The 18,777-nt window shown below is 66.4% G+C and carries 18 protein-coding genes; 7 read left to right on the forward strand and 11 right to left on the reverse strand.

The genetic code is table 11. From position 1 onward, the window contains the following. Positions 1 to 16 precede the first annotated feature (16 nt). On the reverse strand, positions 17 to 694 hold the full coding sequence (locus tag CHB97_RS14985; protein ID WP_089288789.1) for a hypothetical protein: 678 nt from the start codon (positions 692 to 694) through the stop codon (positions 17 to 19). Between the two features lie 210 nt (positions 695 to 904). Here CHB97_RS14985 and CHB97_RS14990 point away from each other — a divergent pair, with 210 nt between their 5' ends. Continuing rightward, entirely contained in the window at positions 905 to 1,630 is a 726-nt protein-coding gene (locus CHB97_RS14990; protein ID WP_160105888.1) for a dihydrofolate reductase family protein, read from the forward strand. Between the two features lie 322 nt (positions 1,631 to 1,952). After that, positions 1,953 to 2,387: a septal ring lytic transglycosylase RlpA family protein gene (locus tag CHB97_RS14995; protein WP_089288791.1), complete on the forward strand. Its 435-nt coding sequence runs from the start codon at positions 1,953 to 1,955 to the stop codon at positions 2,385 to 2,387. 6 nt (positions 2,388 to 2,393) lie between these two features. Here CHB97_RS14995 and nadC read toward each other — a convergent pair whose 3' ends face one another. The 5 genes from nadC to CHB97_RS15020 form a co-directional block, all read right to left on the reverse strand. Beyond that, on the reverse strand, positions 2,394 to 3,245 hold the full coding sequence (nadC, locus tag CHB97_RS15000) for a carboxylating nicotinate-nucleotide diphosphorylase (protein ID WP_089288792.1): 852 nt from the start codon (positions 3,243 to 3,245) through the stop codon (positions 2,394 to 2,396). A 24-nt stretch (positions 3,246 to 3,269) separates the two neighbouring features. Continuing rightward, positions 3,270 to 4,895, reverse strand: a complete 1,626-nt coding sequence (locus tag CHB97_RS15005; RefSeq protein WP_089288793.1) for an L-aspartate oxidase — start codon at positions 4,893 to 4,895, stop codon at positions 3,270 to 3,272. A gap of 249 nt (positions 4,896 to 5,144) precedes the next feature. Beyond that, the gene (gene nadA, locus CHB97_RS15010) at positions 5,145 to 6,158 is read right to left on the reverse strand and encodes a quinolinate synthase NadA (protein WP_089288794.1); all 1,014 of its coding nucleotides are present in this window, start codon (positions 6,156 to 6,158) and stop codon (positions 5,145 to 5,147) included. A 402-nt stretch (positions 6,159 to 6,560) separates the two neighbouring features. Beyond that, on the reverse strand, positions 6,561 to 7,799 hold the full coding sequence (locus tag CHB97_RS15015; protein WP_089288795.1) for a murein transglycosylase A: 1,239 nt from the start codon (positions 7,797 to 7,799) through the stop codon (positions 6,561 to 6,563). A gap of 53 nt (positions 7,800 to 7,852) precedes the next feature. Beyond that, the gene (locus tag CHB97_RS15020; RefSeq protein ID WP_371333074.1) at positions 7,853 to 8,542 is read right to left on the reverse strand and encodes a Tim44/TimA family putative adaptor protein; all 690 of its coding nucleotides are present in this window, start codon (positions 8,540 to 8,542) and stop codon (positions 7,853 to 7,855) included. A gap of 221 nt (positions 8,543 to 8,763) precedes the next feature. Here CHB97_RS15020 and CHB97_RS15025 point away from each other — a divergent pair, with 221 nt between their 5' ends. Next, positions 8,764 to 9,285 carry an FxsA family protein gene (locus CHB97_RS15025; protein WP_089288796.1) on the forward strand — a complete coding sequence of 174 codons (522 nt, stop codon included), beginning with the start codon at positions 8,764 to 8,766 and terminating at the stop codon, positions 9,283 to 9,285. 67 nt (positions 9,286 to 9,352) lie between these two features. Here CHB97_RS15025 and CHB97_RS15030 read toward each other — a convergent pair whose 3' ends face one another. From CHB97_RS15030 to CHB97_RS25980, 3 genes are all read right to left on the reverse strand, one after another. Beyond that, positions 9,353 to 10,762 (reverse strand): hypothetical protein, encoded by a 1,410-nt coding sequence (locus CHB97_RS15030; protein ID WP_089288797.1) that lies wholly within the window; start codon positions 10,760 to 10,762, stop codon positions 9,353 to 9,355. Further along, complete coding sequence (locus tag CHB97_RS15035; protein WP_143270928.1) at positions 10,759 to 11,646, reverse strand: hypothetical protein; 888 nt, start codon at positions 11,644 to 11,646, stop codon at positions 10,759 to 10,761. Before CHB97_RS15035 ends, CHB97_RS15030 begins: the two co-directional genes overlap by 4 nt. Positions 11,647 to 11,801: 155 nt before the next feature. After that, positions 11,802 to 11,984 (reverse strand): hypothetical protein, encoded by a 183-nt coding sequence (locus CHB97_RS25980; protein ID WP_143270930.1) that lies wholly within the window; start codon positions 11,982 to 11,984, stop codon positions 11,802 to 11,804. 389 nt (positions 11,985 to 12,373) lie between these two features. Here CHB97_RS25980 and CHB97_RS15040 point away from each other — a divergent pair, with 389 nt between their 5' ends. The 4 genes from CHB97_RS15040 to truA all read left to right on the forward strand — a co-directional run bounded on the left by CHB97_RS15040 (position 12,374) and on the right by truA (position 17,029). Then, positions 12,374 to 15,037, forward strand: coding sequence for an EAL domain-containing protein (locus CHB97_RS15040; protein ID WP_160105891.1), 2,664 nt, complete (start codon positions 12,374 to 12,376; stop codon positions 15,035 to 15,037). 116 nt (positions 15,038 to 15,153) lie between these two features. Further along, positions 15,154 to 15,417: a glutaredoxin 3 gene (gene grxC, locus CHB97_RS15045; protein WP_089288869.1), complete on the forward strand. Its 264-nt coding sequence runs from the start codon at positions 15,154 to 15,156 to the stop codon at positions 15,415 to 15,417. Positions 15,418 to 15,431: 14 nt separating this feature from the next. Next, positions 15,432 to 16,262, forward strand: coding sequence for a carbon-nitrogen hydrolase family protein (locus CHB97_RS15050; RefSeq protein ID WP_089288800.1), 831 nt, complete (start codon positions 15,432 to 15,434; stop codon positions 16,260 to 16,262). An 8-nt stretch (positions 16,263 to 16,270) separates the two neighbouring features. After that, positions 16,271 to 17,029 carry a tRNA pseudouridine(38-40) synthase TruA gene (truA, locus tag CHB97_RS15055; RefSeq protein WP_089288801.1) on the forward strand — a complete coding sequence of 253 codons (759 nt, stop codon included), beginning with the start codon at positions 16,271 to 16,273 and terminating at the stop codon, positions 17,027 to 17,029. Positions 17,030 to 17,035: 6 nt separating this feature from the next. Here truA and CHB97_RS15060 read toward each other — a convergent pair whose 3' ends face one another. Further along, complete coding sequence (locus CHB97_RS15060) at positions 17,036 to 18,100, reverse strand: lysine-2,3-aminomutase-like protein (protein ID WP_089288802.1); 1,065 nt, start codon at positions 18,098 to 18,100, stop codon at positions 17,036 to 17,038. 96 nt (positions 18,101 to 18,196) lie between these two features. Continuing rightward, complete coding sequence (gene ogt / locus CHB97_RS15065; RefSeq protein ID WP_089288803.1) at positions 18,197 to 18,751, reverse strand: methylated-DNA--[protein]-cysteine S-methyltransferase; 555 nt, start codon at positions 18,749 to 18,751, stop codon at positions 18,197 to 18,199. Positions 18,752 to 18,777 lie beyond the last annotated feature (26 nt).

Genomic DNA, 18,777 nt, shown 5'->3' on the forward strand with positions numbered 1-18,777 from the left:
GTTCCGGCTTGCCAAATCAGAAACGATACAGCAGCCCCAGCTTCACCGCCGGGTAAAAGGCCAGCGATTTCAGTTCCCGTGCCAGCCGCGCCTCTTCATTGCGGGTAACGGCGATGAAGGTGGGATGGCCCGCCAGGGTGCCATCTGCCGTAATCCGCACCCGGGGATTGCCATAATAAAGCAGCCCCAGATCCATCACCGCCAGCAAACCGTCCCGCCCGACCGGCCCGGTGAAACCGATGCCGGCATAAGGCGCCATGCGGGGAAAATGGGCTGTACCGCGGACCGTGCCCAGCTGTTCAGGTGTCAACAGCACCTGGGCAATATGCACTGCCCCGCGCGCCGTTCCTTCGGCGCGCAGTTCGCTGAAATTGGCCCGCACGCCGATGCTGGCCCGCCAGCCCCGGTTTTCCCAGGGGAAATAATCCAGCGTCAGCCCGCTTGAAGCCAGCGTGGCATCGCCATCATAGGAGACATTGGCAATGCCGAAATCCTTATCGACAAAGAACAACACCCCATCCAGCCGCAGCGCCAGATTTTCCAGGGTCTGCCATTGCCCCTCCACCCCGATGCCGCTGGAGGAAAAAACGATCCCAGCCGCTACTTCCCCCTGGCGGCGGCTGACCGGCGTTTCGGCGGCCATCGCCACGGCGCCAAGACAAAACGCCAGAAAAACGCCCATGACAAGGCGCATGATGGTCCCGCAATGTTGGATCAAGGGGCCTCGGGAAATGGAAAAACAGGAAATATTCTGCTGATCCCTTCATTAACAGCCCACTTCCCTTCCTGCAACAGGGCGCTGTGGCCCTTCTGCCCTGGCTCAATCGTCGATGGCCCGATGCGGCAAAGACTATGCGGCCATGGATCAAGGGGGCTTTTTCTGGCGTTGCACTGGACAGGTGGGGTGGCAAGCACCACCCTTGATCGGGTGAATAATGACAAGGGGCGGAATATCGGCATGGAATGGGTACAGCTCTCCGTCGCCATGTCACTGGATGGCCATATTGATGCTGCCGATGGCGACAGGCTGGTGCTGTCCAGTGCGGAGGATTGCCACGACATGCATGGCGCCCGCGCCGCCTGTGATGCCATTCTGGTCGGCGCCGGCACATTGCGGCGGGATGATCCCCGGCTGACCGTGCGCTATCCGGAACTGCTGGCCCAACGCCGCGCCGCCGGGATGCCGGATCAGCCGGCCAAGGTGGTGCTGACTCGATCCTGTGATATCGACCCCGATGCCGGCTTTTTCCACAATGGCGGCCGCAAGCTGGTGCTGTGCCCGCCGGAAAAGCTGGCAGCGCTGCGGCAAAGGCTGGGGGAACGGGCGGAAGTGGTGGGGGTGGCCGATGAAACCGTCTCCGCCATCCTGGCCGCCCTGCGGGCCTGCGGCATCCGCCGGCTGTTCGTGGAAGGGGGCAGCCAGGTGCTGACCCAGTTTCTGGCGGCGGGTGCCTTCCATCAGCTGCGGCTGGCCATCGCCCCCTTTCTGCTGGGCCAGCCCACAGCCCCCCGGCTGGCCGGGCCGGCTGATTTCCTGCATGGGCCGGACCGGCGCCTTCGTCTTCTGTCCACCCGCAATCTGGGCAATGTGGCGGTGCTGGATCTGCTGAACGAAACGCCGATGCTGTAACGCTTATACCAATCTCCTTTGATCGTGACCGATCCAGGGAGATTTTGCGTTCCCTCAGACGCCGGGCGCTGCCATCCGGCAGCTTGGCTTGCACGCCATGTGGCGCGGGCCGGCAGTCGCCGGCCTCCAACCCACCTAAAGGTCAACCTTTAGGTGGGTTGGTATAACATAAATATTCAATATGGAAATCAATATATCCGTATAAAAATATCCTTATTTTTTGCAAATCAGCGCCAATAATCAAGTATAAATGGATTTTTATTTGGCATCTTGTCGATGCTGGCGTAGATGAAACGCCGTTATTTCTGGACGGAGTATCATCATGCGGTCCCTGTTATGTGGGGTCGTTGCCGGTCTGTCGGTCCTGTGGGCTCCGCTGACCCAGGCGGCGGCACCTTGCCGGGCAGAGGCAGGCCAGGGCGTCACTGCTTCCTGGTATGGGCCGGGCCATCATGGCCGCCCCACCGCCAGCGGGGAGATTTTTGACCGGACTGCCCTGACCGCCGCCCATCGCTGTCTGCCCTTTGGCACCCTGTTGACGGTGGTGGCGGTTGAAACCGGGCGCAGCGTGCAGGTTCGCATCAATGACCGGGGGCCGTTTCGGGCCGGACGCGATATCGACCTGTCGGAAGCCGCCGCCCGGCAGCTGGGGCTGACGCGGCGCGGGGTGGGCCGGGTGCGGCTGGCCCTGGCCGGCCCCACCCCCATCTGTCCCGCGCAGCGCCCCTGTGGCGGGGAAAACAGGCTGGCGCGGTGAGGCGGATCAAACCGGCACGAAATCCAGGCCGATATCGAAATTCTTCACCGAATGGGTCAGCCAGCCCAAGGAGATCAGGGTAACGCCCGTCTCGGCGATGGCGCGGATGGTGTCTGGCGTCACCCCGCCCGATGCCTCGGTGATCATGCGGCCATCCACCATGGCAACGGCGCGTTTCAGGGTGGGCACATCCATATTGTCCAGCAGCACGGCATCAACCTTCAGGTCGATCAGCTCGGCCAACTGGTCCAGATTATCCACCTCCACCTCAATCTTCACCATATGGCCGACGCGGGCGCGGGCGCGTTCCACCGCCGCGCGCAGGCCGCCGGCGGCCACGAGATGGTTATCCTTGATCAGCACGGCATCATAGAGGGCGAAGCGGTGATTGCCGCCGCCGCCCACCCGCACAGCATATTTCTCCAGCCCGCGCAGGCCGGGGGTGGTTTTGCGGGTGCAGACGATCTGCGCGCCGGTCCCTTCCACCTTGTCCACCAGCCGCCGCGTCTCGCTGGCGATACCGCAGAGCCGGCCCAGCAGGTTCAGGGCAACCCGTTCCGCCGACAGGATGGGTCGCGCCGCCCCTTCCACCACCGCCAGTACCGTGCCGGGGCCGATGCGCTGGCCATCCGCCGCGTGGCGGGTGATGCGCAGGCTGGGGTCCAGCACGGTGAAGGCGTGCAAGGCGGCATCCAGCCCCGCCACCACCCCATCATGCCGGGCGCGGAACAGGGCCTTGGCCTGCGCCTCGGCCGGCACACAGGCATCCGTCGTCAGATCGCCCGCCAGCCCCAGATCCTCCGTCAGCGCGTTGCGGATCAGGGCGTCATACATCAGCGGGTAAAGCGGCAGGCTCATCACAACACCGGTTGTCAGGAAGGGTCAGGGATGGGGCAGATGGCTGTTCTGGTTCTGCCGGCCTTGCTTGGCGGCATCATCCAGCAATCCTGCCACGGTTTGGCGCAGGCGGCGGCGCCAGTCGGCCCGCGTATCGGGCCAGTCGGCCCGCTGGTGGGCACCCCGGCTTTCCTGCCGGGCCAGCGCACCGCGCAGCACCAGCCGCGACACCAGCAACTGGTTGCGCAGGGCGCCGGCCTGCATCACCGTGTCATGCCCCGTGCTGGCGATGGGGATGGCGGCGATGCGGGCTTCCAGCGCATCCAGCCCTTGCTGGGTACGGGCAAGGCCGGCGGCATCACGCAACAGCCCCGCCCCTTCCGCCATCAGGCTGGCCGCATCGGCCATGGCTTCCTTTGCGGCGGCGGGACCGGGGGCGATGGCGGGCACATCGGGCAGGGCCACCGGCAGGGCCGGGCTGGTGGGGCTGGCCAAAATCGCCTCCGCCGCGCGTTCGGCGAAAACCAGCGCCTCCAGCAGGGAATTGCTGGCCAGCCGGTTGGCGCCATGCACCCCGGTGCAGGCCACTTCGCCCGCCGCGTAAAGGCCGGGGATGCTGGTGCGGCCATCGGCATCGGTCAGCACGCCGCCCATATGGTAATGCGCCGCCGGGGCCACCGGGACCGGCGTGCTGGCCGGATCAATCCCCGCCGCCGCGCAAATGCCGGCCACGGTGGGGAACTGCGCCGCCCCGCCGCGCGCCCAGATGGCCCGCAGGTCCAGGAACACAGGCTGCCCGGCGGCGATGCGCCGGCCAATGGCCTTGGCCACCACATCACGCGGGGCCAGTTCGGCCCCCACATGCTCATCGCGCATGAAGCGGCGGCCCGCCCCATCCAGCAGATGCGCCCCGGCGCCGCGCAGCGCCTCTGTCAGCAGGGGCACCTGTCCGCTAGTGCCGGCGGCCAGCGCCGTGGGGTGGAACTGCACAAATTCCATATCGGCCAGCACGGCCCCGGCACGCGCCGCCATGGCCTGACCATCGCCCGTGGCTTCCGCCGGGTTGGTGGTGTGGCGGTAAAGCTGGCCGATGCCGCCGCTGGCCAGCAGCAGGGCGGGCGCGCGGTGGAACACCCAGCCGGCATCGCCATGATGGGCCAGCACGCCCGCCAGCGCCCCCTTGCGATCCAGCACCAGATCCCAGGCAAAGGCATCGACCTGCACATCAATATGCGCCGCCCCCCGCACGCGGGCCGCCAGATCGGCCACCAGGGTGCGGCCAGTGGCATCGCCGCCGGCGTGCAGCACGCGGGCCACGCCATGCGCCGCCTCCCGCCCCAGGCAGAGCTTGCCGGCGGGGGTACGGTCAAACGGCATCCCCTCGGCGATCCAGCGGCTTAACCGGCTCGCCCCTTCCCGGGCCAGCAGATCGGCCATATCGGCATCGGTCAGCCCGGCCCCGGCCACCACCGTGTCGGCCGCATGGTCGGTGGGGTTATCGGCGGGATCGACCGCCGCCGCCACCCCGCCCTGCGCCCAATGGCTGGACCCGCCCGGCAGATCGCCCGTCTTGGTCAACAGCGTCACCCGGCGCGGCGCCAGACGCAGCGCCGCCACCAGCCCGGCCATCCCGGACCCGATGACAATCACATCGCTCTGCCGCATCTCCATGATGGTGCTGTTCCTTATGAATGGGTGCCGGGTGAGGGTTTGCACAGGGCTGAAGGGCGGCTGCCTGGATCATTCTGCCCCACGCCATTGCCGCCTTGACATGTGGGGCTGACTTGGCCTCCCACCCCTTCCGTGCCTCCCCCGCGAAAGCGGGGGTCCAGGGCCAGGAGAAAATGCTCAGTGCTTTTGGTCCCTGGACCCCCGCTTTCGCGGGGGAGGCACCTTAAGTCAGACGACAAACTCTTCGGCCTACTTCTTCCCCACCGCCAGCATCCGTTCCACCGCCAGCCGGGCGCGGCCGGCGATGGCGGGGTCGACATGCACCTGGGGCTGCATCGTCTGCAGGCTCTCCAGAATATTGGACAGAGTGATGCGGCGCATGTGCGGGCACAGGTTGCAGGGGCGGACAAATTCCACCGCCGGATTGGTGGCCGCCAGATTGTCGGCCATCGAACATTCGGTGATCAGCAGCACCCGCTTGGGCTGCTGGCCTTCCACATAATCCTGCATCTTGGCGGTGGAGCCGACGAAATCCGCCTCCGCCAGCACATCCGGCGGACATTCCGGGTGCGCAATGATGGTAATGTCACCCTTGAACTGGGTACGGTACGCCTTCAGCTGGTCGCCGGTGAAGCGTTCATGCACCTCGCAATGGCCCTTCCAGGCGATCACCTTCTTGGTGGTCTGGGTCGCCACCCACTTGGCCAGATATTCATCGGGGATGCACAGCACCTCATCACCGGGCAGGGAGTTGATCACCTCCACCGCATTGCCGGATGTGATGCAGACATCGCTTTCCGCCTTCACCGCCGCCGAGGTGTTGACATATGTCGCGATCGGAACGCCTGGGTAACGTTCGCGCAGCAGCCGCACATCGGCTGCCGTGATACTGTCGGCCAGCGAACAGCCGGCATCCATGGCCGGCATCAGCACCACCTTTTCAGGGGAGAGAATCTTGGCTGTTTCGGCCATGAAATGAACGCCGGCCAGCACGATGACATCGGCATCCGTCTCTGCCGCCTTGCGGGCCAGCAGCAAACTGTCGCCCACGATGTCCGCCACCGTGTGGAAGATTTCCGGCGCCTGATAATTATGCGCCAGCACCACGGCGTTGCGTTCGCGCTTCAGCTTGTTGATGGCGTGGACCAGGGGAGCATGGAAGGGCCATTCCACAGCCGGAATGACATCGCGCACCCGATCATAGATCGGCCGCGTGGCCTCGGCGATCTCAGGTGTATAGGCCAGATCGGCAACAGCGTGCATCAACCCAACTCCAACGGGCCATCCCGTTGAAGCGGTCGGGAGGCGCTTTGTGACGAACCGGACGCTCGCCGCGAACATGCAGGATACCGGGCGGCATCCCTTATGCTCGAATTGAGCATTACTCCCCCTTATGCTCGCCCAGAGTATAAGGGGTGTCAAGCCCCAGCACCCACCCTGTCACGCGCCTGTCACAGTGCGGACAGAACCGACATGCATATGTGCAGCGCAACATTGTTATAACAATCCGCCGAGGGTTTGACTCTTGGCGGATTGGAGGCCGACGACCGCCAGCCCGCCGCACGTGCGGCGTAAGCCAAGCTGCCGGAGGCAGCGCCCGGCGCATAAGGGAACGCAAAATCTCCCTGGATCGGTCACGATCAAGGGAGATTAGTATTACCCGCTTCAGCTAACCGGTACGGTCACACTGCGCGGCAGCAGCAGCCAGTAACGGCCCTTGCTCTTCATCAGGCCGGCGCGGGTTTCGGCATCCTTGCCATGGCCCCAGAAGACGTCACCCCGCACGGGGCCACGGATGGCGCCGCCGGTATCCTGGGCCACCATCAGGCGGCGGATGCTGGTGCTGCTGTTCAGCGGGTCTTCCGCTTCCAGCCATAGCGGCACGCCATAGGCAACGAAGCTGCGATCCACCGCCAAGGAACGGCCGGGGGTCAAGGCCACACCCTGCGCGCCAACGGGGCCTTCCCCGTCCAATTGGCGGAAAAAGACATAGGATGGGTTGGTCTGCATCAGAGCCAGGGCCTGGGTGGGATTGGCATCCAGCCAGGCGCGGATGGTCTGCATGGAGACCTGATCCTTGGTCAGCGCCCCGCGCGCCACCAGCTCCCGCCCGATGGCGACATAGGGATGGCCGTTCTGCCCATCATAGCCGACGCGGATTTCCCGCCCGTCGGGCAGGGTCACCCGGCCTGATCCCTGAATGGCCAGGAAGAAGGCATCGATGGCATTATCGACATAAAGCAGTTCCAGCCCCTTGCCGGTCAGCGATCCGGCATCAATGGCCTTGCGGTCATCATAGGGTTTCAACTGGCCGTTCTGCACCCGGCCGGCGATGCGCTCGCCCTTCAGGTTGGGGCGGAATTCACCCAGATCGACCATCACCAGATCGGCCGGACGCTTGTAAAGCGGGGTCTGGTACGGCCCCTGGCGCTTCAGGCTGCCGCGCAGGGCGCTTTCATAATAGCCGGTGAACAGGCCCTGGCTGTCGCCATTATTGCTGGCGACAAAGGGTTGGAACCAGCGTTCCACCCAGGCGCGGGCGGCCGCATGGTCGCCCGGTTTCAGCTTGGACAGGGCAGCGCAGGGGGCCTGCCAATCGGCAATGCGGCCCAGCATCCCGTCCGGCCCCAGCGCCCGGTCGGCCGGCTGGCGCACCAGCCTGTCACAGCTTTTCACCATGGCGGGGATGGCATCGGCCTGCCGGTCCTGCGCCCAGCCAGGCAGATCAGCAAAGCGCGCCGGCTTCAGCGTCAGCTTGGCCGGCGGTGCCTCCGGGGCGGTGGTGCCAGCGGGGGCGGTTCCCGGCTTGGGCGGCTGTTGCGGCGTCTGGGCGCAACCAGACAGCAGGGCGACGGACACGGCAACGGCGATGCCGGCCAGCGACAGACGGGACGGACGACGCATCAGCAAACCCCGGCGAGATCAGGCATGGAAACAGGCGAACGGCTGCGGGTGGCTCAGCCGGGGGTGCGGGTTTCCACCAACAGCCAGTTGGGGGTGCTGGCGCGGGTATTGCGCTGGAAGGTCCAGATATCCACCACCTCTTCCTGGGTGGCGGGATTGCCTTCCACGATGGTGCCGGCGGAATCGCGGGTCACATGGGTCTGATAGCTGGTGATGGCGACGGTGCAGATGGCGGTACGGCCATCCAGCCGGGCCTCTGTCAGGTCCACGCTTTCAATCTTGTGGATGCGGCTTTCCAGCACCTCACCCGCCTGCTGGCGCTGGCGGATGGCGGCGGCGAACTGGTCATAGATGTCATCGGCCAGCAGCGGGCGCAGGGTGGGCGTATCGCCGGCGGCAAAGGCGCCGACAATCATCTCAAACGCGGCGCGTGCGCCGGTCAGGAAGCCCTTTTCGCTGAAATTGGCATCGGCGGACTGAATCTGGCGCACCCCGTCGGCCACGGAAATCGGGCCATCATCGGGGAAGCTAACCGGTTCTGCCACGCGGCGATCCGGCAGGGGGATGACATTGTCAGCCTCTGCCACCGGCACGCTGTCGCCCGGGCGCTGCACATAGGGGTTGGGGCGTTCCCGCTCCTCCCCATGGCGGCGGCCCAGCACGCTGCGCAGCCGATAGATGAAGAAGGCCGCGACCGCCGCGAAAATCACAATTTCCAGCAAGACGCTTCCTCCGCCCATCATGAACCATCCATTTCAAGTACCAATGCCATAACGCCTGTCATCCAGATCGGGTCCATTTCACAACAGGCCTTCAATCGGACGGGTCGGCCCCTTACTTAAACCTTGTCGGACGCGGACAACCCATCAAGGATGTTTTGCGTCCATAACCCGGTCAAACGGGGTGCCTGTCACAGATGTTAGTACTGTAGATAGGCCTTGACCCCGGAAAGAGCAAGGAGCCCATGCGTTTCCTGTTACCCCTGTTGCTGCTTCCCCTGATTGAGATCGCTGGATTCGCCTGGGTGGGCAGCCAGATCGGCGCCTTGAACACAGTGTTGCTGGTGCTGCTGTCCGGCGTGCTGGGCATCCTGCTGTTGCAGCGCCAGGGTCTGGGGGCCCTGCGCAAGGCCCAGGGGCGCCTGCAGCAAGGCCAGCCGCCCCTGCAGGAGGCGTTTGACGGGCTTTGCCTGGCGCTGGCCGGTATCCTGCTGCTGATCCCCGGCTTTCTGACCGACATCCTGGCCCTGCTGCTGTTCCTGCCGCCGGTGCGTCAGGCCATGTTCCGGCGTATGGGCAAGTTGATGCAGGAAGGCAAAATGCATATGTCGGCCAGCGCCACCAATGCCCAGGGCACCCGCCGCACCACCACGGTGATCGATGCCGATTATGTGGAGGTGCAGCGCCCTGGCCCCGCCGCCGGGGACAATACGGCCGATCTGCCGCCGCCCGACAGCCGCTGGCGCCCACCGGGCAACCAGGGTTGAGATCAGGGATGCTGAAACCCACGGGCCGCCGACGGGCGGCCCGTGTTTGGGCGAACGGACAGCAGGCTTAAGCGGCCAGCGCCAGCAGGGCGTTCAGGGCTTCCTGCGGGCGGGCCAGACCTGGCAGGGACAGGTCCGCCGCACCGATCATCAGCAATTGTTCGGCCGCCGCCACCGCGCCAATCTGCCGTCCATAGGACAGCACCTGTTCCCGCGAGGGCAGGCTATCGATCTGGCCATTGCCATAGATCAGCAGCGGCAGCACACGGGCGGCCGGATCGCTGCGTACCGCCATGGCCGCCGCCCCCAGCAGCGCCCGCCAGCAGGGGGAGCGCAGGGCCGGCCGGTCGGCCGGGTCCAGGGTGCGCATTTCCGCCCCCTGTGCCTCCAGCACCCAGCGATGGCCGCACAGATCCTCCGTCGCCACCAGGGCGACCAGACCGCCGGCCCCCTGGCCAACCGCTACCAGCCCGGACCCCTTGGCCAGGGTCACCGGGCCGGACATCCGTTCCAGCCGCGGGCGCAGGGCGTTCAGCACGCTGTCCACCGCCTGGGCCAGGGCTTCCGCCCCGGCGGGCTGGGCCAGCCGGTTCCAGGCACCGAACAGCAGCCCCGCCAGATCGGGGGCCGCCGTACCGTCGGCCACGGGGGCCGGCACCGGGACCGCAGCGGGGGCCGTCTCCACAGCGCGCAGGCGCCGCTCCAGATCGGCCAGGGCCGGGCCATGGTCGGGGCCGGGTGTTCCCGCCATCACGCGCGGGGCGTTTTCCAGCGTGCTCAACCGGCGGTCCAGGTCGGACAGCGCCGGGGCATAATCCGGGGCGATGGGGGGCGGCGATACCTCTGCCGCTTCCACCGGCAGGGGCTGGCCTGCACTGACGCTCTTCAGGTCGGACCGCAGGTCGCGCACATCCAGCTGCAATTCCCGCGCGGCCGTGGCCAGCCGCACGATATTTTCATGCATCTGGCCGATGATGGCGTTCAGCTGATCCTGGCCGACAAAGCCGCCGGTGGGCACCGGCAGCACCGGGGCGTCGCCGCCCTGCGCCACGGTCTGGCGGGCGGCGGCCACCCAGGATTCCAGCCCGGCCAGCCGGTTCAGCGTGTCGGTCGCCATGCGCGACACCCGCTCCAGTTCCTCCGGATAGCGGGAGACCTGCTGGCTGACCACGCCGGTCAGATGGGCCAACCGTTCGCGCAGATCCTGGATGGACTGGCCCAGGCTGTTGATGCGCATGGTTTCCGGCAGCTGCACCACGGCCGAATGCATGGCCGCCAGATCGGAACGGAAATCCCGCAGGCGGGAACCGACATGCAGCGCCAGATCGCGCACGATGGTTTCCGCATAATCGAAGGGATCGACCGTATCCGCCGCCACCGGTTCGGGAACAACACTGGTGGTCAGCGCGCCCCTGGCGCCATCGCCGCCCTTCTGCTGGTGGGCCGCATCATTGACGTCGCTGGAAGGGATGCTCATGGGGCGGCCTCTTTGGCGGAAAGGTGATCGGTGAGAGCGGCCATCAGGCGGGCGCGCCGGCTTTCCGCATCGGCGCGGGCCAGGCGGGGCAGGCTGGCGGATTCTGTCGCCGGCACGCTGGGCGGTGGCGCGGGCACCGGGGGTGGGGCATCCGGCGTGGTGTCCGCGACCAGGGGCGACAGCTCCACCGTTACCGGTGCTGGGGCCGGTGCATTGTCAATAGCAGGGGGGGCCTTTGCAACCTCCTCCCTGCCCTTTGCCTTTGGCTCCACCCGTGCCGGGATGCCGGGGGCCGGGCCGGAGCGTGGACGCGGCGGCAGGGGGGCGGCCGCCACCACCGCCGCAACAGAGGCCGCCGGGGTGGCGGCCGTCGCCCCCGGCATGACCGGTGGCGGGCCCAGGGGGGCCGGCCGGGGGGGAGGGGGCAGTGGCGGTGCCGGGGGGGCCGCCGCGGCGGCCGCGGGCTCCGCACCGGCCGGCTGCTTGTGCTTCAAGGAAGCCAGGGGCGGCAGGATCGGCCCCTTGGGCATCAGCAGCGGATCATTCCTGTCCGTTTCCGGGATGGCGCCACCAGCCAGATCGCCCAGCAGCTTGCGCAGGGCGGCCGCCTTGGTGCCCTTCTGCACTTCCGCCCGTTGCAGGGCGCGCTGGATCAGGCCGGGTTCGGCCGACAGCTGCAGAAAATTCACCTGATCCGGGGTCAGCGTTTCCAGCCGGTGAATCAGGTCGCCAATGACATCCTGTCCGGCCACGAACCGCCCCAGTGTCTCAATGGCACCGGTGACAACCGTGGCATCGCGCACCGCGCGAGAGGAGAAGACGGGCCCCGGCGGCTCCCCCAGACCGGATGAAGCCGGCGGGGGGGGCACAGGGGGCGCTGCCATCGGGGGCGCTGCCAAGGGGGAGGGTGACGGCGCGCTGCTGGCCGCGGGCTCCTTCTCCGCCTCACTGGGAGGGGGGGGTATTTCCGGCCTGGACGCCGGTGCGGCGGGCGCAGGCGTTTCTGCCTTTTGCCCGGTCAGGCGACGCAAAAAGCTCATCATGGCCGTCCCCCGATCAGAATAGTCGACAAAGCGGCGATGATATCGGCGATGTGCCCCTGATCATGCGGGTCTCGCCGGCCGAACTTCTTGCCGCCGATATCCGCGCAGGCGGCCGGTCCGCTGGTCGGCTCCAAACTGTCGATCCACATTGTTGGGGCGCACTCCAACCAGAACATCATTTTGCCGTTATCGTTAGCACGGGCGGCCCTGCCTATGCAATTTCGCTACCTCTCCCTGTACCGATTATCCTTCGGTATAGGCATCCCTTCGAGAAGATGTTGCAGTGCCGGGGGGAAACATCGCATTCTTGTCAGCCGCGAAACGGCACGCCTGTGCACTCTATTCATGGTCCGACGTGTGGTTATGATGAGGAAACCTTTTTATCCCCAATCATTTCTTAACCTCCGTTGGGTAGCGTTTCGATATATGAAATTGCCCTATATCCTGTCGGGCAGGATTTTGTGATCTCCACGCGTTGAAGATGAAGGCCCCTCAGCCGATGGTGACCCCACCTGATCCTGTTTCCCTGTCCGATGGTCAACCGGCTGCCAGCTCCTGGCCGGGGCTGATGGATCATATACAGCCGCATGGCTGGCTTCTGGTGCTGCAGGGGGATGATCTGCGCATCATCCAGGCCAGCGCCAATGTGGAACTGCTGGCCGGCCAGCCCCTGGCGGCGATTCTGGGGCAACCGGTGCGGGCGGTGATCGGGCGCGCCGCGGCCAATCTGCTGGGCCGTGCCCTGTCCAAGGCGGAACCGGACGGGCTGGGTCCGCTGCCGGTCACGGTGGTCAGCGGCCGGGGACGGCATCGGGTGGCCATGCAGGGCCATTGGGATGCCGGTGGATTCGTGCTGGAGCTGGAACCGCTGTCGATGGGCAATGCCGCCAATGGCGCCATCAACGGTTTCGGCACGGCCATCCGGCGGTATCGCCATATCAGCGATGTGGCGGCGCTGTCCGCCGCCATCACCCATGACGCCCGGCTGCTGACCGGTTTTGACCGCGCCCTGATGGTGCGGCTGGCCGGTGCCGCCCCGCCGGAAGTGGTGGCCGTGTCCTGTGCCAGCGCCGCGGTGGAGGATGGCCCCCCGTTCCAGCCGCTGCCGCCCTCCATCCTGGCGCTGCTGGAACTGAACCGGGTGCGGCTGCTGCTGGATATCCATGCCCCGCCAGTGCCGGTGTTGCCCGTCCTCAACCCCGTGACCGGTCAGCCGATCAACCTGTCGCGGGCGGCCCTGCGCCCCGCCACCCGGCTGTTCGAAGCCCATGCAAGGGCGCGCGGTGTGCGCACCGTGCTGATCGTCTCCATCCTCTGTGGCGGCCGGCTCTGGGGCTATCTCTGGTGCGAAAGCCGGCGGCCGCACCCGGTGGGGCTGCATGTGCGCGCCCTGTTCGAAGGGCTGGGGGAGATTGCCGCTGCCCAGATCGGCGCGCTGGAGGAACGCACCATCACGGTGCTGCGCAGTGCGGCCAATCGCGGGCTGGCCCGGATGGGCCGCCTGCTGCGCGAACATGCCAGCCTGATCGATGGCATTGCCGCCGCCCGCACTGTGCTGGGTGAGATATTGCCGCATGACCAGATGGCCATCAGCATGGATGGCCGTAGCTGGAGCAGCGGCGGCGGGCCGTCGCCTGCCCATTGGCTGCGGCTGCTGGATGCGGCGGCCACCGGCCGGCGCGACGGGCTGCGCTGGATTGAACGGGCCGCCGGATCGGTTGACCAGGACGAGATCGGCATGGCCGACGTGCTGGATATTGAGCTGCATGGCAGCCACCTGCTGCTGCTGCGCCAGGCAGGCCGCCGCTGGTCGCCGCTGGAACTGGAGGTGGCGCAGGAACTGCACCACCTGCTGGCCGACCGGCACGCGGAACTTTACCGCCGCCGTACCGAACAGCAGCTGCACAAGCTGGCCAATTTCGACCGCACCACCGGCCTGCCCAACCGTGACCATCTGCTGCGCGCGCTGGAACAGGCGCTGGCCGTGGGGATGGAAGTGGCGGTGGCGGTGATCGGTCTGGACCGTTTCCGCTATGTCAAGGCAGCCCTGGGGGAGGCGGCGTCCGACCAACTGCTGGCGGCGGTGGGGCAGCGTCTGCGCGGGGCGGTTTCCGCTGGTGATCTACTGGCCCGCATCGATACAGGCGAATTTGCCGTGCTGCTGGTGGAGGACGGGGCCGCCCGTTTCGATGCGCTGGCCGCCGCCGTGCGCGATGCGCTGCGCACCTCCTTCCCGCTGGAAGATCGGGAAATTTTCGTCACCGGCAGCCTGGGTGTCGTCACCCATTGCGGCAAGGAGGAAGCGGCCGCCGAAATGCTGCGCGATGCGGAAATCGCCAGTGCGGAGGCAGAGGCCGCCGGCGGTGGCGGGCGGCGTGTCTTTGATGCGGCCATGCGCGCCCGCCTGACCGAACGGCATGATCTTTATGACCGGCTGCGCCAGGCCATCCAGGGCAATGACGGGGTCCGCGTCGTCTATCAGCCGATCATCCGCCTGTCGGATGGCAAGCTGGCCGGCTTTGAGGCGTTGGCCCGCTGGACCGATCCGGAACGCGGCCCCATTCCGCCCACGATCTTTGTGCCGGTGGCGGAAGAAACCGGCCTGATCGTGCCGCTGGGCAACCATATCCTGGTGCAGGCCTGCCGGCAGGTGGTGCGCTGGAACCGGGACCGGCAGCAGCCGATCTATGTTTCCGTCAACCTTTCCCCCTATCAGCTGGACCCGTCGCGCCTGGATATTGCCCGCTGGGTGCAGGGCGTGCTGGAAATGACCGGCTGCAAGCCGGAATGGTTGCATCTGGAAATCACCGAAAGCGGCCTGATCGGCAGCGGCGGGGCCGCGCCGGGTGCCTTGAAAAGCCTGCGGGCGTTGGGGGTGGCGCTGGCGATTGATGATTTTGGCACCGGCTATTCCTCGCTTGCCTATTTGCAGGAACTGCCGGTCGATACGATCAAGATCGACCGCAGCTTTGTTACCCGCATGGAAGGCAGCGAGAAGGGGCTGGCCCTGGTCAGCGCCATCCTGCATATCGCCGGCATCATGGAATATGGCGTGGTGGCCGAAGGGGTGGAAAACCCCGCCCAGGCCAGCCTGTTACGGGAAATGGGCTGTGACCGCGCCCAGGGCTATCATTATGCCAAGCCGCTGGAACAGGATATGGCCACCGCCATGGTTTATGAATATGACATCGGCGCCAATGGCCTGCCGTCCGGGGCGTCGGCAACGGCGTGAGCCTTATCGCTGCGCTGCCCTTGCCGGCGCGAAAGGGTGCTTTGCAGCGTAACGGGGTTTGCGTCGGCTGCCGGCAGCGTCATATTGATGAAACCTGCCATTGCCGGATGAAACCGATGCCCAAGATCGAGATTTATACCAGCCCCTGGTGCGGCTACTGCGCGCGGGCCAAGAAGCTGCTGGATGCCAAGGGCGTCAGCTATGATGAAATCGATGTGGATGCCCAGCCGCGCCGTCGCCCGGAAATGGTGGAACGTGCGGGCGGCCGTACCTCCGTGCCGCAGGTCTTCATCGATGGCCAGCATATTGGCGGTTGCGATGATACCTATGCCCTGGAAAAGGCCGGCAAGCTGGATGGCCTGCTGGGCCTGGCCGGCTGAGGCGTGATGCGACTATGACCAGCCCCAATACGCTGCGTGCCGCTGTCATCCAGGTCAATGCCGGGCCGGAGATCGAAGCCAATCTGGTCCAGGCCGGTGCCCTGGTGCGCGGGGCCGTGGCCGATGGGGCCCAACTGGTCTGCCTGCCGGAAAATGTCTCCCTGATGGCGCAGGGGCGGGAGAAGATCCTGGCCCGGGTGAAGCCGGAGGAAAGCCATCCCGGCGTGCCCTTCTTCCGCGATCTGGCGCGGGAAACCGGGGCCTGGATCATGACGGGCACGCTGGGCTGTCTGCTGGAGGATGGGCGGGTGGCCAACCGCGCCTTCGTGGTGGCCCCCAATGGCGATATCGTCGCCCGTTATGACAAGATCCACATGTTTGATGTTGATCTGGCCGGCGGTGAAAGCTACCGCGAGAGTGCTACCTATCGGCCCGGTGAACGGGCCGTGGTGGCGCCCACGCCCTGGGGTGGGCTGGGCCTGTCCATTTGCTATGATGTGCGCTTTGCCTATCTGTTCCGCGCCCTGGCCAAGGCCGGGGCCAGCCTGATCACCGTGCCCGCCGCCTTTACCGTGCCCACGGGCCGGGCGCATTGGCATGTGCTGCTGCGGGCGCGGGCCATTGAGACGGGGTGCTTCGTGCTGGCCCCGGCCCAGACGGGGCTGCATGATGGCGGGCGCGGCACCTATGGCCATTCCCTGATCATCAGCCCCTGGGGTGAGGTGCTGGCCGATGCCGGGGAAGGGGTGGGCCATGTCATCGCCGATCTGGACCTGGACAAGGTGGCGGAGGCGCGGCGCATGGTGCCCAGCCTAGGTCATGACCGGTCATTCCAAGGGCCGTGACCGGTAACATGGCAGAGCGCTGGAAAATCACCGTCGAGTTTGATGGCAGGCCGTTTTTCGGCTGGCAGCGGCAGGATCATGGCCCTTCCGTTCAGGGTTGCCTGGAGGAGGCGATCCGTCGCTTCTGCCAGGAAACCGTCACCGTTCATGCCGCTGGCCGCACCGACAGCGGCGTCCATGCCCTGGCCATGGTGGCCAGTTTCGATCTGGAAAAGCCCGTGGCGGCCGACAAGCTGCGCGAGGCGTTGAATTTCCACCTGAAACCCAACCCCATCGCCATCCTGAAGGCAGAAGCGATGGAGGGGGATTTTCATGCCCGCTTTTCCTGCATCGGCCGGGCCTATCTCTATCGCATCGTCAACCGCCGTGCCCCCTTGACGCTGGATGCCGGCAAGGCTTGGCTGGTGCTGCATCCGCTGGATGCCGAGGCCATGCATGAAGCCGCACAACGGCTGGTCGGCCAGCATGATTTCACCAGCTTCCGCGCCTCGCTCTGTCAGGCGCAGAGCCCGGTGAAGACGCTTTCCCACCTCTCGGTCCGCCGGGTGGGGGAGGAAGTGCAGATCATCGCGCGGGCACGTTCCTTCCTGCACCATCAGGTGCGCAACATGGTGGGCACCCTGAAGCTGGTGGGGGAAGGCCGCTGGACGGCGGATGACGTTTCCGCCGCCCTGGCCGCCCGCAACCGCGCCGCTGCTGGGCAAACGTCACCGCCGGATGGGCTGTATTTCACCCATGCCTTCTATCCGGGGGATGAGGCGCTTTAGGGCCGCCTATCCCCGATAGGAATGCCGGTTGCCGCGTGGGTCTTCCACCAGCCAGTTGCCGTCGTCACCCTGCGGCGTCAGATAATCCTGGGTCAGCGGCACCTTGCCATGGCCGCCGGGTATATCCAGCACATAGGTGGGCTGGCACAGGCCCGACACATCGCCGCGCAATTGCCGCATCAACTCGCGGCCTTCCGCCACGCTGGTGCGGAAATGGCTGGTCCCTTTGGCCAGATCGCCATGATGCAGATAATGCGGCTTCACCCGTGCGCTGATCAGCGCACGGAAAGTGCGGGTCAGCGTGTCCACATCATCATTCAGCCCGCGCAGCAGCACGCTTTGCGACAGCATGGGGATGCCAGCATCCACCAGCCGCCCGATGGCGGCCAGCTGATCGGGCCCCAACTCGCGCCAATGGTTGGCGTGCAGCATCACCCAGGTGGGAATGCGGGTGCCCTTCAGGGCGGCCACCATCTCCGCATTGATGCGGTCGGGGTCCACCACCGGCACGCGGCTATGGATACGGACCAGCCCCAGATGCGGAATCTCATTCAGGCGGGCGATCAGGTTGCCCATACGGCGGGGCGACAGGATCATCGGGTCGCCGCCGGTCAGGATCACTTCCCAAATCTGTGGGTTATCCTGAATATAGGCGATGGCGGCATCCAGTTCGCCCGCATCCAGCGCGTCCGACCCCGGCCCCACCATTTCGCGGCGGAAGCAGAACCGGCAATAAACCGGGCAGGCATGGACCGGCTTCAGCAGCACCCGGTCATGGTAACGATGGGTGATGCCCTTGACGGGGGTGAAGGGTTCATCGCCGATGGGATCGGCCAGTTCCTCCGCCGTCACCAGCAATTCGCGCGCATCGGGCAGGAACTGGCGGCCCACCGGATCGTCCGGGTCCGTCGGGTCGATGCGGTCGGCCATGGCGGGGGTCACCGCCACGGCAAATTGCGCCGCCACCCGTTCCAGGGCGGCAACGTCGGTACCTGCGGCCACCAAGCCATGATCGGCCAGATCGGCGGGGTGGCGCAGGGTCTTCTGCGGGGTCTGCTTGTCACGCGGCATGATGGGGGATTAGGTGCCGCTTGCCCGTTCCCCGGTCAAGGGGCAGCGGGGCGGGTGCTGCCATGCCGGCTCTGGCTCCTTGTTCAGCGCGCAGATTCACGCGCCAAAGCGATGCCGCTTTTCAGCGATCTGCGCCAGCAGCGGCAGGCCCGCAGCAGATTCATGCGCCAGCAGCCAGCGTTTGCGTTCCAGCCCGCCGGCATAGCCGGTCAGCGTGCCATTGGCCCCCACCACCCGGTGACAGGGCACGACAATGCCGATCGGGTTGGCCCCATTGGCCAGCCCCACCGCCCGCATCGCCGTGGGCTGGCCCAGCCGCCGGGCCAGGTCGCCATAGGTCACCGTCTGCCCGGCGGGGATGGTTCGCAGGGCCTGCCAGACGGCTTTCTGGAAATCCGTGCCATTGGTGGCCACCGCCACCCGGTCCAGCGCTGTCAGGTCGCCGGCGAAATAATCACCCAGCGCCTGGGTCAGCGGGGCCGGCGTGGGGGCATCGGCCAGGGTGACGGGGCCGTAATGCCGGGCCAGCAGCCTATCCATCCGTTCCCGGTAATCCAGAAAATCGAGCGCCCGCAGCTGGCCTGCGGCATCCGTCACCAGCAGGATGGTGCCGATGGGGCTGGTGAAATGGTGCAGGTACAGGGGCGACATGGGACGGCATCTCCGGCGGGACGGCT

The organism is Azospirillum sp. RU38E, assembly GCF_900188385.1.
GTDB lineage: Bacteria > Pseudomonadota > Alphaproteobacteria > Azospirillales > Azospirillaceae > Niveispirillum.